Here is a 12190-nt window from a genome sequence, read left to right on the forward strand (position 1 = left end):
TTGCTGCATTGCGGCAATGGCGCTTGTGCGCCATGGGGCGCTCGCGCAGTTTCCATTTGAACCGATTCAGTCTGGACCTCCCATGCCTTTGCCGATCCTTGCGCTTGCCATTGCGTCCTTCTGCATCGGCACCACCGAATTCGTCATCATGGGTCTGCTGCCGGAGGTCGCCGCCGACCTTGGCGTGACCATTCCCGCGGCCGGGCTGCTGGTCACTGGCTATGCGCTGGGCGTGGTCTTCGGCGCGCCAGTCGTGGCGATGGCCACCGCGCATCTGCCGCGCAAGCCGGTGCTGGTCGGACTGGCCGCACTGTTCGTCGTCGGCAACCTGCTCTGCGCCATCGCGCCCAATTACTGGATGCTGATGGGCGCGCGCGTCTTCACCGCCTTCGGCCACGGCGCCTTCTTCGGCATCGGTTCGGTCGTCGCCGCCAGCCTGGTGCCCCGCAACAAGCGTGCCAGCGCCATCGCGCTGATGTTCGCCGGCCTGACGCTGGCTAACATCCTCGGCGTTCCCGCCGGAACGGCGCTTGGCGAAGCCTTCGGCTGGCGCGCCACCTTCCTGGCGGTGGTCGGCATCGGGCTGATCTCGGTCGCGGCGATCGCTTGGCTAGTGCCGCCGGATGTCACTGAACCAAGCGGCGACGGCTTGCGCGGCGAATTGCGCGTGCTCGGCAAGCTGCAGGTGTGGCTGGCCATGCTGATCGCGGCGCTCGCCTCAGCCAGCCTGTTTGCCGTCTTCACCTACATCAAACCCTATCTCACCGACGTGTCCGGCCTCTCGACTTCAGCGGTCACCTGGGTGCTCTTGCTGTTCGGCGCCGGCATGACCATCGGCAACATCATCGGCGGCCGGCTGGCCGACTGGAAGCTGATGCCGACGGTCATCGGCACGCTGCTGCTGCTGGCGGTCCTGTTTGTCGGCTTCATGCAGTTCGGCGCTATCGCCAGTGTCGCCATAGGCATCGTCTTCCTGTGGGGCATGCTCGTCTTCGTCGTCGTGCCGCCGTTGCAGATCCGTGTCGTGGAAGCCGCTTCCGAGGGACCGAACCTTGCCGCCACGCTGAACCAGGGCGCCTTCAATGTCGGCAACGCCAGCGGCGCCTGGATCGGCGGCGTGGCGCTCTCCTGGGGCGTTTCCTATGCCAACCTGCCGCTGGTGGGCGCGGCACTCGCTCTGCTGGCGGTCGCCGTAGCCGTTGCCTCGCGGGCACTGGACCAGCGCGCTCCGGTCGTCACTCTTCAACCTGCCGCGCAGTAGCTGCTTGCGCCCATAGCGCGACAGCCTGGACCAATCGACAAGCGCACAGTCGAAGAGGCATGTCTTCTCGCCTCTCGACGGAGAAAGACCCCATGCAGAAATCGATCGAACGCATAGCCGGCGACAGCGAAGGGGTTTCCTACGAATTCCCGCTGTTTCGCTTCGCTGGAACCGACGAATCCGCGCCTTCGGCCTATCTGCAGGCAGCGCTCCATGCCGGCGAACTGCCCGGAGTAGTCGCCATTGACGCGCTGATGCCGATGCTGGCCAGGGCCGAGGCGGAGGGGCGCATCAAGGGCGACATCACCATCGTGCCCTGGGCCAATCCGATCGGCCGCGCCCAGTATCATTTCGGCGAACATCAGGGCCGTTTTCATCTGGGCACGCGCACCAACTTCAACCGCGGTTTCCCGCTGCTCGCCGCGCCCGACACGGCACTCCTGCCCGACACCGCGCATGGCACGCCCGACCAGCGGCTGAAGACGAGACTGGTGCAGCTTTCGCTCGGCCACGACATCGTGCTTGACCTGCATTGCGACGACGAGGGTCTTTCCTACCTGTATGTCCACACCAGCCTGTGGCCGGCAATGGCCGACTGCGCCGCCGCCATGGGCGTCGAGGCGGTGGTGCTGTGGAGTGAAGACACGGACGGCACTTTCGAGGGCGCCTCGATCATGCCCTATCAGAACGTTCCCGCCGATGTGGCGAAGCTCGACCGGCGCGTCGTCACGACGGTCGAATATCGCGGCATCCTCGATGTCGATGGCGCGTTCGCGGCGTCGGACGCCGCGGGGCTCTACCGGCTGCTGGTGGCGCGCGGCGTGGTCGCCGACCCGGCCCTGCCCTCACCCGGTGCCTTCACCGGGGTTGTCGCACCGCTCGAAAACATCGACATGATGCCGGCGCCCCGGGCAGGTGCCGTGCTTTACGACGTGGAGCCCGGCGACCGCGTGGCCAAGGACACGCGGCTTGCCGTCATCGTCCACGCACCGGGCGAAGCCGATGGCCGCACCGAGGTGTTCGCGCCGCAGGCCGGCATCGTCCTGACCCGGCGCTCGCGCCGCATCATCCGCGCCGGCGAGGATCTGTTGAAACTGGTGGGCGACAGGAAGAGCGCCGACGCAAGGTCCGGCACACTGGAAGATTGAGCCTCCACCGAATCCAGTTGCGCGGTCGCTCAATCGCCGCTATGGGAATCGCCATGAACATGCGTTCGATCAAGACCGTTTGGTGGTGGGCCTGCTGACAGCGGCCTGTTCGAACGCGTGCGCGTGAAAAGAGAGGGTGGCCGCAGCGGAATGTCCGGGCGGCCATTTGTTTTTTCCAAGCCATTCCCGGGTCCGTTGCCCAAGAAGCTGATGGAGACGGCAATGACGATGAAGGTTCTGGACAACGGCGCAGAGAGTTTTGTGACCGGGGGTGGCATCACCATCACCCGCGAGCGCCACGACCGGCCCTATGAAGGCGCCATCGACGCCTATGTCGACGGGCTGAATGCGCGCCGGGGCGCGGTGTTCTCTTCGAACTATGAATATCCCGGCCGCTATACGCGTTGGGACACCGCCATCATCGACCCGCCTTTGGTGATCTCGGCGCGTGGCCGGTCCATCCGCATCGAGGCGCTGAACCGGCGGGGCGAGGTGCTTCTGCCGGTCATCGTCAAGACGCTCGGCGATATCGCCGAGATCACGATCGCCGAGGCGTCGAAAAAGCTGATCCGCCTCGACGTCGCCAAGCCGGGCCGCGTCTTCACCGAAGAAGAACGCAGCCGCGTTCCTTCCGTCTTCACGGTTCTGCGCGCCATCACCGCCTTGTTCAAGACCGCCGAAGACGCCAATCTCGGCCTTTACGGCGCCTTCGGCTACGACCTCGCCTTCCAGTTCGATCCGGTCGACTACAAGCTCGAACGCAAGCCAAGCCAGCGCGATCTCGTGCTGTTCCTGCCCGACGAGATCCTGGTCGTCGATCATTATTCGGCCAAGGCCTGGACCGATCGATATGACTACGCCGGCAAGGGTTTTTCGACCGAAGGCCTGCCGCGCGACGAGATCGCCGAGCCGTTCAAGACCGCCGACCGTATCCCGCCGCGCGGCGACCATGAACCCGGCGAATACGCCAATCTTGTGCGCCGCGCGATGGACAGCTTCAAGCGCGGTGACCTGTTCGAGGTCGTACCCGGGCAGATGTTCTACGAACGCTGCGAGACCCAACCCTCCGAGATTTCGCGCAAGCTGAAGTCAATCAACCCCTCGCCCTATTCCTTCTTCATTAATCTGGGTGAAGGCGAATACCTGATCGGCGCTTCGCCCGAAATGTTCGTGCGCGTCAACGGCCGCCGTGTCGAGACCTGCCCGATCTCGGGCACGATCAAGCGTGGCGACGACGCCATTTCCGACTCAGAGCAAATCCTGAAGCTGCTCAATTCCAAGAAGGATGAATCCGAGCTCACAATGTGCTCGGATGTCGACCGCAACGACAAGTCGCGCGTCTGCGAGCCGGGTTCGGTGCGCGTCATCGGCCGCCGCCAGATCGAGATGTATTCGCGGCTTATCCATACGGTTGACCATATCGAGGGCAGGCTGCGCGAAGGCATGGACGCCTTCGACGCGTTTCTCTCGCACGCCTGGGCGGTGACCGTCACCGGCGCGCCGAAACTATGGGCCATGCGCTTCATCGAGCAGAACGAGAAGAGCCCGCGCGCCTGGTATGGCGGCGCCATCGGCATGGTCAATTTCAACGGTGATATGAACACCGGCCTGACACTGCGCACCATCCGCATCAAGGACGGCATTGCCGAGGTGCGTGCTGGCGCCACATTACTGTTCGACAGCATTCCCGAGGAAGAAGAAGCCGAAACCGAACTGAAGGCCTCCGCCATGCTCTCCGCCATCCGCGACGCCAAGACGGGCAATGCCGCCAGCACCGAGCGCACCACCGCGCGCGTCGGCGACGGCGTCAACATCCTGCTCGTCGACCATGAAGACAGCTTCGTCCACACGCTGGCCAATTACTTCCGTCAGACCGGCGCCAATGTCTCGACCGTGCGCACCCCCGTGCCGGAAGAAGTTTTCGACCGGCTGAAGCCGGATCTCGTCGTGCTGTCGCCTGGTCCCGGCACGCCCAAGGATTTCGACTGCGCCGCCACCATCGGACGAGCGCGCGCCCGCGAGCTGCCGATCTTCGGCGTCTGCCTCGGCCTGCAGGCGCTGGCCGAGGCCTATGGCGGCGAATTGCGGCAGCTGCATGTGCCGATGCACGGCAAGCCGTCGCGCATTCGCGTCTCCAAGCCCGGCATCATCTTCTCCGGTCTGCCCAAGGAAGTCACCGTCGGCCGTTACCATTCGATCTTCGCCGATCCGGTGCGGCTACCCGACGATTTCGTGGTCACCGCCGAGACCGAAGACGGCGTCATCATGGCCTTCGAGCACCGCAAGGAGCCGATCGCCGCGGTACAATTCCATCCGGAATCGATCATGACGCTCGGCCACAATGCCGGCATGCGCATCATCGAGAACATCGTCGCCCACCTGCCGCGCAAGGCCAAGGACAAGGCCGCCTAGAGACGATGGTCGAAACGCGGGACACGACGGCGGTCGCGGCGAAGGCCGCGACCAGGCGCAAGGTCGCAAGGCTTGCCTTCTGGTCGATCGTCGTCGCTTGTGTGGTGCTCGCACTCAAGCTTGCCGCCTGGTACATCACCGGTTCCGTCGCACTCTATTCGGACGCGCTGGAATCGATCGTCAACGTCATCGCCTCGGCCGCCGCGTTCTGGGCGATCCAGGTCAGCTACAAGCCTGCCGACCAGGACCATCCGTTCGGCCACCACAAGGCCGAGTATTTCTCGGCCGTCCTGGAAGGCGTGCTGATCGTGGTCGCGGCACTCCTGATCCTGAACGAGGTCTGGCAATCCTGGCTCCACCCCGTCCCGCTCCAGCAGCCTTGGGAAGGGCTTGCCGTCAACGGTGTGGCGACGGTCATCAACGCCTTCTGGGCCTGGGCGCTGATCCGTACAGGGCGCAACGCAAGATCGCCGGCACTGGTCGCCGACGGCCAACACATCATGACCGACGTCGTGACCTCGGTCGGCGTCTTCGCCGGCCTTGTCGGCGCGGTGCTGACCGGATGGCAGATCCTCGATCCGGCGCTGGCCGTGATCGTCGCGCTCAACATTCTTTGGCAGGGCTGGCATGTTATCGGCTCGTCGATGAACGGGCTGATGGACCGCGCCGTCGACACCCAGGAGCATATGCGCATCCGCGACATCATTTCGGCCAATTGCAAAGGCGCGCTCGAAGTGCACGACCTCAAGACACGCATCGCCGGCCGCGCCACCTTCATCGAATTCCATCTCGTCGTCGATGCCGACATGTCGGTCGGCGCCAGCCATGTCATCTGCGACCGCATCGAGGATGCGCTGCAGGCGGAAATCCCTTCCGTGCGCGTCACCATCCATGTCGAGCCCGATGATGAGGCCAAGCTGCCGAAGGGCACGACGGCGGTGCCGTTCGCGTGAGGCAGTTCACCACGTCTCGACTGACAGAGCTTTGATCCGCTCGAAGTCCTGGATATTGCGGGTCATCAGCGTAAGATCGCGCGCGCGCCTGCCCACCAATCAACGCATCGTAGGGACCAATTGGAGTTCCCAATGTGGCAAGCGTTGCCCGAATTTCTCCGGCATGTCTCGCGTCTTCCCGATCGAATTCGAGCACAGGAAACTGCAGAGCCTCGATACGCGCCAAATTTTCGACCCGTCGCTGGCTCTTTTCAGCACCATAGTACAGTTCGTGCACGACGATCGCCGAGACGGCAAAGTCCTGCGGCCTATGCCGTTTCAGCAGGCAAGCAGACCCTCATCGCCCTTCATGACCGCGATGACGGCATTGGTGTCGAGCAGGTAGATCACTTGAAGACGTCTTCCAAGGCAGCTCGATCCTGCCCGTCCTGACGTTCCAGCGCTGCCTCTGCGAAATCATTATCAAGCGGTCCAATCACTTGGTCGAGCCACGCCCAGTCCTGCGCAAGCGGTTCCAAGATGACGGTTTGCCCGTGACGGCGTATCGAGACCTCCTCTGTGTCGAAACGGAACTCCTTCGGCAGGCGCACGGCTTGGGACCTGCCTGACCAGAACACTTTTGCTTTGTCCATCGTGCTATCCTCAAATGAGATATAGCAAAGATATATCCCTTCGCGCTGACCTAAACAGGGCTCCGCTCAAGGCGCGCAAGCCGATTGCGGCATCGGTTCCAGCCGGTAGATCTTATCGTCCGACTTCGTCTTGCCGTCGGCTGCCTGTGAACAGAAATCGACGATCGCCAGGCTGTTGTTGGGATTGGCCAGCATCATCATGCCATTGGCGCCGCGCTTGAGGAAAATCTCCTTCTGCGTGATATCGCAGAAGAAATCGCTCATCTTCGAGCTCGCCGCGCAGCGCCACTGGTCGGCCTCGCCCTGGCAGGAATAGACCTGCGTGGCCTTGCCCGACTTTTGTCGCGTCGTGACCGAAACGGCGATGTCGGCGCCGTCAGGCCAATTGGCAAGGTCGCCGCCCGCCGCGAATGAAGCCAGTTCGACCGGCCCACGGAACACGCGGATCGACTGCGTCAGTTGGTCGGGATGCGAACCGAAATGCGCGGCATCGTAGTCGCGTCCGTAGCAGAAGGCCTGGTCGGGCTTCAGCCGGTCGCGCAGCGGCGGACCCATCGCCGGGTCAATCGGGTCGATGCGGGCGAACTCCGCCTTGCAGGTCGCTGCCGGCATCGGGTCGAGGCGGAAATTGTCGTCCTGCGAGCCCAGCGCCTGCCTATTGTATTCAGTCGTGCCGAGTTCCTCCTCGGAACCGGCATCGAGATAGATATCGGGCTGCAGGTCCGAAAGAATCAGCCGGCCCTTGTCGTCGACTTTCAGCGACGCCAGCGTACGGTCGCATTCCATGCCGCAATGGATCGGGTTTGATGCGCCATCCTCGGATGGATGATTACACCAGCCGCCGGCCCATTCCGGAGCCTTGGCGCCACGCACCGTGGTGGTGACGAAGCCATTGTAGGACGTGTCGGCATTCGCGGCCGGTTCCTCGTTCGGCCTGCTGACCGGATCATGGCCGTAGTAGAAGAAGATCCGGGCCACCTTCTGCTCCGGATGCGTGTTGAGGTGGTTGGCATCGTAGATGCGGCCGAAACAGGCGTCCTGACCGTTGGGACTGAGTTCGGTGAGCTTGGTCGCCCCGTCGGCGAAAGCTGTCGCGCCCAGCAGGCTCAACAAGGCCGCTCCGGACAGGACGCTTGCCAGTCTCTGTTCGAACGCCATGTGACCCCTCCGCATCGGCAGGACGCGACATCAATTTATGCTACACTCGGCACTGCGGCCACGCAATTCGCGGCCATCTTTCAACGGGGACGACTGTAATGCGTCGACGCGACATGTTCCGCGCGATTCTCGCCGGAGCCGGCACGCTGATTGGGCTGCGGGTGGCGCAAGCCGCGGCCACTGGGCCTACGAGATTGAAGGTCGCCTACCATCTCAGCGACCTCGACAAGGTCAATTTTGTTCTCGGCAACATCAAGAACCATTACGAAGGCACCGGCGGCAATGTCGATATCGCGCTGGTCGTCCATGGTCCGGCTCTTGCCGGTTTCAAGTCAAAGGGGGTATCGGCGGCGATCTCCGGTCGTTTCACCGGTCTCGTCCAGCAAGGGCTCGATCCGCATGCCTGCGCCAACACCATGCACGGCATGGATTTTTCGCTCGCCGACCTGCTCGACGGTTTTCATGCGGCCGACAGCGGCGGCGTCGTCAAGCTCGCTGAACTGCAAAGCCAGGGTTATGCCTATCTCAGGCCTTGAAGCTGCATGGACTGAATGCAAGGGTAGCAAGACCCGCTAAGAACCGCGAAAATCCCGGAGAAACGACAGTGCCAGCGACAACCACCCCCCTCGGGCTTGTCATTCCCGATCTCGCCGGCAAGGCGGTGCTGGTCACCGGCGCCTCGACCGGCATCGGCGCGGCACTCGCCTTGGCCTATGCGGCGCAGAAATGTCTGGTCGCGCTGCACTACAATTCCAGCCGTGACGCCGCCGAGAAGCTTGGCAAGGCCATCCGCGACAATGGCGGCGAGGTGTTTCTCGTCCAGGGCGATTTTTCCCTGGCCGCCGATGTCGAGCGTGTCGTCGAGGATAGTGCGCAACATTTCGGCCGTCTCGACGGGCTGGTCAACAATGCCGGCGGCATGCTCGGCCGCGTGCCCTACGCCGAGCAGACAGAGGCGCATTACGACGCGGTGATGGATCTCAACGCGCGTTCGGTGCTGACCGCCTCGCGCAAGGCGATGCCGTGGCTGAAGAGACAAGGCGGCTTCATCGTCAACACCTCCTCGATCGCCGCCCGCAACGGCGCCGGCGGTGGCGCCGGGCTTTACGGCTCGGCCAAGGCTTTCGTCTCCAACGTCACACGCGGCATGGCCAAGGAACTGATCGGCTTCGGCATTCGCGTCAACGCGGTGGCACCCGGCACCATTCTCACGCCGTTCCACGAACGCTACTCGACCGAAGAGCAGATCAGGGGCATGGTTGCCACCATTCCGCAGGGGCGCGCCGGCACGGCTGAAGATTGCGTCGGTGCTTATCTGTTCCTCTCCTCCGATCTGTTGAGCGGCTACATCACCGGCCAGGTGATCGAGGTGAATGGTGGCCAGTTGATGCCTTGAGCCGCGACCTGCATACTGACGAACGGTATACTCTTGTCGAAAACGCTGAAGGGAGACGAAGGGATGTACGGTCTGATCGGCAAGATGCGGGCGGCCCGCGGCCAGCGCGACGCTGTCATGGACGTCCTGCGCGCCAGCACCGGCGCCCTGCCCGGCTGCCTGAGCTATATCGTTGCCACCGACCCGGCCGATGCCGATGCCATCTGGGTCACAGAAGTGTGGACTGACCAGGCAAGCCACAAAGCCTCGCTGCAGCTTCCCGAAGTCCAGGCGGCCATCGCCAAGGCGAGGCCCTTCATCGCCGGCTTCGAGTTCCAGGTGGAAACCAACCCCGTCGGCGGCTTTGGATTGGCTGACGACAAGACGGGCTGATCCGGGTGGACGACTCGACGCAGTTCGTAAACATTAGCGATGCGAAGGCCAATCTTTCACGTCTCGTTCAGCGAGCCGCCAACGGCGAACCTTTCATTATCGCCAAGGCTGGCAAGTCATTGGTCAAGGTCATTCCTATGGATCAATCGGTGCCGGTACAATCGCGACGGGTTGGCTTTATGGCTGGTCAGTTTTCGGTGTCCGACCGTTTCGATCGCATGAGCGGTGGAGAAATCGAGCAACTGTTCGGCACAGACATCTGAGGCGATCGCTTTTCGATGCAGCGGGGGTTCGCATCCCTTACCGCTCAGTCTAAGACCAGAACATGGATTCCTCGCCCAAGCAGCCGTCTCCTGGCCAGCCGGCCGTCGAGCGCATGGCGCGCATGCGCAAGCCTTGGCAATGGCTGGCCCTCCTCGTCATTTCCGTGCTGTTTGCCGGTGCGCTCGAACTGGCCGCGCTGCCGGCGGCGCTGCTCATCGGGCCGATGCTGGCGGCCATCGTCGCCGGCACCAACGGCGCTACCGTGCGCGTGCCGCGGCTTCTGTTCGGCTCCGCCCAGGCGATCGTCGGCGGCCTCATCGCCGCTTCGATCTCGGCCGACATTTTTCGCGTCTTCTATGCCGAATGGCCGCTGTTCCTCGGCGCAGTGACAGCCACCGTCGCGGCGTCCAGCCTGCTCGGCTGGCTGATCAGCCGGTGGCGCATCTTGCCCGGCACGACCGCCGTCTGGGGATCCTCCCCAGGCGCGGCCACCGCAATGGTGCTGATGGCCGGCGCCTTTGGCGCCGACCAGCGCCTCGTCGCCTTCATGCAGTATCTGCGTGTCATCTTCGTCTCGATGACGGCGGCCATTGTCGCCAAGATGTGGGTCGAAACGTCAGGCGTCGAAATCCCGCCGATTATCTGGTTTCCGCCGATCGATGCTCAAGCCTTAGCAGCAACCATTGGCATCGCGCTGGTCGGCGGGCTGGCGGGAAAGCTTTGCCGGCTGCCTTCGCCCTCCTTTCTGGGCACCTTCATCTTCGGCGCGTTGATCCACCTTGGCCTCGGCGTGCCGATGCAATTGCCGCCCTGGCTGCTGGCTGTCAGTTACGCCATGGTCGGATGGTCGATCGGGCTGAACTTCACCAGGCCGATCCTGCGCCATGCGACACGGGCCCTGCCGCAGATCGTCGCTTCGATCGTGGCTCTGATCGCCTTTTGCGGCGGCCTCGCCTTCATGATCAGCCATCTGCTCGGCATCGATCCGCTGACCGCCTATCTCGCGACCAGCCCCGGCGGCATGGACAGCGTCGCCATCATCGCCGCCGCCGCCCAGAACGTCGACATCTCCTTCATCATGGCGCTCCAGTCGGCGCGTTTCCTGATCGTGCTGCTTGTCGGCCCGAGCATCGCGCGGCTGGTAGCGCGCGCGGTGAAGGAATAGGCTGCTCCGCCCCGGCTGCCGGCATACTTATGGATCGATCCTAACCCTCGTCGTCGCCCTCGGCCTGCGCGTCGCGACGCCAATAGGCCGTTACCAGGTGCCGGTCGCGGCCCAGGCCCCACTCCTTGCGCACGATCTTGCGGATCTCGCGGAAGTCCGTGAACTCGCATCCGGCCCAGACGTAGAGGTTATCGGCAAGCGCCATGTGGCTGCGCTCGCGCAGGGCGGCCGCCAGCAGGCCGGCGGTGCCGGCCGCGCGGTCGTGCCGGTAAAGCCAGGTGATTTCGATGTTGTCGCCTTGCGCCAGCGCGATGCGGTCGTCCGGGCCATCGACCTCGATGAGCGCCTCGACGCGGGTTGACGGCCGCAGTTCCCCCAGAATCCGGCCAATTGCCGGCAGCGCTGTGTCGTCGCCGACCAGCAGCAGGGTCGGCGCCGTCGGCGTCTCGCCGCCGCTTGGCCCGATCATGCCGATCACGTCTCCCGCCACCGCGTTCTGCGCGAATGTGGCAGCGGGCGTGTCATGGTCGGGGTGCAGCACGAAATCGACATCGAGCCAACCGCTTGTCGGATCCACCGCCCGGATCGTGTAGATGCGGACGGTGAGCGCATCCTCACCGGCAGGCCACACAAGCAGGCCGTCGGCGCCCATCGAGGGCCAAACGGGCGGCCTGCCCCGCGGCGGCAGCAGCAGCCGGATGTGCAGGCCGCCATGAGTAAACCGGCCAAGATCATCGCCTGCAAAGCGCAGGCGCTGCATATGCGGAGAAATCCGCGTTGACGACACAACCGTGATTTCGCGGAAGAAGATTGGGGTGCCGGTGTCGCTGCCGTCGCCTTGCCAGCGCAGTCCGCTCGTCGTTCCAAGGTGCTGCGCGACGTGGCCGGCGACCGTCATCTTCATGTAGGACAGGCAGGTTTCGTCTACGGCCGAGACGCGGATCAGCATGGAGTCGCCCTCGAGTGCCGCGCTCAGCGAACCGTAGTACAGGCGAAGTTCCCATCGATCGGCAACACCGGTCTCGACCTCGAATTCGCTGTGCTCGGTGCGCAGCCGGTCCATCACCGACCTGATCGCCGCATCGCTGATCCGGGTTTGCGCTCGCAGTTGGTCCATCGTTCGCGTCTTTCGAAACGGTTTGAAGCAATCGGCCGCAGGAGGGCCGCGCCGGCAGCGGCATGCCATAGACGTTCCGAAGTTTCCACATAAGTCATCTTATATATTGAACCGCTACGTCCCGTTGGCGGCCAGGTCCGGCCTCGGCCTGTTGGAAGGGCACGCACGTCGGCGACGACGTCAGACGGAACGTGGCCCGGCACGCGCCCGACTGTCGGCATGGCTTTCGGTACGGCTGTCGGTAGCTAATCAAGTTGTCCGGTTTGGTAGCACATGATCTGTCCGCTTCTGTTTTGGCGTCGAAGCGGTTCA

General features: G+C 63.7%; 12 protein-coding genes and 1 pseudogene. 9 read left to right on the top strand and 4 right to left on the bottom strand.

From position 1 onward, the window contains the following. Positions 1 to 82: 82 nt before the first annotated feature. From FJ951_RS20185 to FJ951_RS20200, 4 genes are all read left to right on the top strand, one after another. Complete coding sequence (locus FJ951_RS20185; RefSeq protein WP_140516962.1) at positions 83 to 1261, top strand: MFS transporter; 1179 nt, start codon at positions 83 to 85, stop codon at positions 1259 to 1261. Between the two features lie 92 nt (positions 1262 to 1353). After that, a complete protein-coding gene (locus tag FJ951_RS20190; RefSeq protein ID WP_140516964.1) occupies positions 1354 to 2409 on the top strand; it encodes a succinylglutamate desuccinylase/aspartoacylase family protein in 1056 nt (351 codons plus the stop codon). A gap of 222 nt (positions 2410 to 2631) precedes the next feature. Further along, positions 2632 to 4821 carry an anthranilate synthase gene (locus FJ951_RS20195; protein WP_140516966.1) on the top strand — a complete coding sequence of 730 codons (2190 nt, stop codon included), beginning with the start codon at positions 2632 to 2634 and terminating at the stop codon, positions 4819 to 4821. Positions 4822 to 4826: 5 nt separating this feature from the next. Beyond that, positions 4827 to 5774, top strand: coding sequence for a cation diffusion facilitator family transporter (locus FJ951_RS20200; RefSeq protein ID WP_140516968.1), 948 nt, complete (start codon positions 4827 to 4829; stop codon positions 5772 to 5774). Positions 5775 to 5780: 6 nt separating this feature from the next. Here the strand turns inward: FJ951_RS20200 and FJ951_RS20205 are convergent. The 3 genes and pseudogenes from FJ951_RS20205 to FJ951_RS20215 form a co-directional block, all read right to left on the bottom strand. After that, positions 5781 to 6164: pseudogene (locus FJ951_RS20205) on the bottom strand (type II toxin-antitoxin system VapC family toxin). After that, entirely contained in the window at positions 6161 to 6406 is a 246-nt protein-coding gene (gene vapB, locus FJ951_RS20210) for a type II toxin-antitoxin system VapB family antitoxin (RefSeq protein ID WP_140516970.1), read from the bottom strand. Before vapB ends, FJ951_RS20205 begins: the two are co-directional and overlap by 4 nt. Before the next feature lie 66 nt (positions 6407 to 6472). Then, entirely contained in the window at positions 6473 to 7564 is a 1092-nt protein-coding gene (locus FJ951_RS20215; RefSeq protein WP_140516972.1) for a hypothetical protein, read from the bottom strand. 98 nt (positions 7565 to 7662) lie between these two features. On the opposite strand from FJ951_RS20215, the gene FJ951_RS20220 reads away from it, so the two are divergent. From FJ951_RS20220 to FJ951_RS20240, 5 genes are all read left to right on the top strand, one after another. After that, positions 7663 to 8100, top strand: coding sequence for a DsrE family protein (locus FJ951_RS20220; protein WP_140516974.1), 438 nt, complete (start codon positions 7663 to 7665; stop codon positions 8098 to 8100). Between the two features lie 68 nt (positions 8101 to 8168). Continuing rightward, positions 8169 to 8960 carry an SDR family oxidoreductase gene (locus FJ951_RS20225; protein WP_140516976.1) on the top strand — a complete coding sequence of 264 codons (792 nt, stop codon included), beginning with the start codon at positions 8169 to 8171 and terminating at the stop codon, positions 8958 to 8960. Positions 8961 to 9023: 63 nt separating this feature from the next. Continuing rightward, complete coding sequence (locus FJ951_RS20230; protein ID WP_140496083.1) at positions 9024 to 9332, top strand: putative quinol monooxygenase; 309 nt, start codon at positions 9024 to 9026, stop codon at positions 9330 to 9332. Between the two features lie 5 nt (positions 9333 to 9337). Beyond that, positions 9338 to 9595 (top strand): type II toxin-antitoxin system prevent-host-death family antitoxin, encoded by a 258-nt coding sequence (locus tag FJ951_RS20235; protein ID WP_140516978.1) that lies wholly within the window; start codon positions 9338 to 9340, stop codon positions 9593 to 9595. 62 nt (positions 9596 to 9657) lie between these two features. Beyond that, positions 9658 to 10761, top strand: a complete 1104-nt coding sequence (locus FJ951_RS20240) for an AbrB family transcriptional regulator (RefSeq protein WP_140516980.1) — start codon at positions 9658 to 9660, stop codon at positions 10759 to 10761. Between the two features lie 40 nt (positions 10762 to 10801). Here FJ951_RS20240 and FJ951_RS20245 read toward each other — a convergent pair whose 3' ends face one another. After that, the gene (locus tag FJ951_RS20245) at positions 10802 to 11824 is read right to left on the bottom strand and encodes a siderophore-interacting protein (RefSeq protein WP_246671755.1); all 1023 of its coding nucleotides are present in this window, start codon (positions 11822 to 11824) and stop codon (positions 10802 to 10804) included. Positions 11825 to 12190: the final 366 nt, after the last annotated feature.

Source organism: Mesorhizobium sp. B2-2-3, from assembly GCF_006442405.1.
Taxonomy (GTDB): Bacteria; Pseudomonadota; Alphaproteobacteria; order Rhizobiales; family Rhizobiaceae; genus Mesorhizobium.

Bases quoted from the DNA above. Each gene is read 5' to 3' on its own strand.
- FJ951_RS20200 (WP_140516968.1), top strand. From the start codon at position 4,827: ATGGTCGAAACGCGGGACACGACGGCGGTCGCGGCGAAGGCCGCGACC.
- FJ951_RS20220 (WP_140516974.1), top strand. From the start codon at position 7,663: ATGCGTCGACGCGACATGTTCCGCGCGATTCTCGCCGGAGCCGGCACG.
- FJ951_RS20230 (WP_140496083.1), top strand. From the start codon at position 9,024: ATGTACGGTCTGATCGGCAAGATGCGGGCGGCCCGCGGCCAGCGCGAC.
- FJ951_RS20190 (WP_140516964.1), top strand. From the start codon at position 1,354: ATGCAGAAATCGATCGAACGCATAGCCGGCGACAGCGAAGGGGTTTCC.
- FJ951_RS20245 (WP_246671755.1), bottom strand. From the start codon at position 11,824: ATGGACCGGCTGCGCACCGAGCACAGCGAATTCGAGGTCGAGACCGGT.
- FJ951_RS20215 (WP_140516972.1), bottom strand. From the start codon at position 7,564: ATGGCGTTCGAACAGAGACTGGCAAGCGTCCTGTCCGGAGCGGCCTTG.
- FJ951_RS20240 (WP_140516980.1), top strand. From the start codon at position 9,658: ATGGATTCCTCGCCCAAGCAGCCGTCTCCTGGCCAGCCGGCCGTCGAG.
- FJ951_RS20185 (WP_140516962.1), top strand. From the start codon at position 83: ATGCCTTTGCCGATCCTTGCGCTTGCCATTGCGTCCTTCTGCATCGGC.
- vapB (WP_140516970.1), bottom strand. From the start codon at position 6,406: ATGGACAAAGCAAAAGTGTTCTGGTCAGGCAGGTCCCAAGCCGTGCGC.
- FJ951_RS20195 (WP_140516966.1), top strand. From the start codon at position 2,632: ATGACGATGAAGGTTCTGGACAACGGCGCAGAGAGTTTTGTGACCGGG.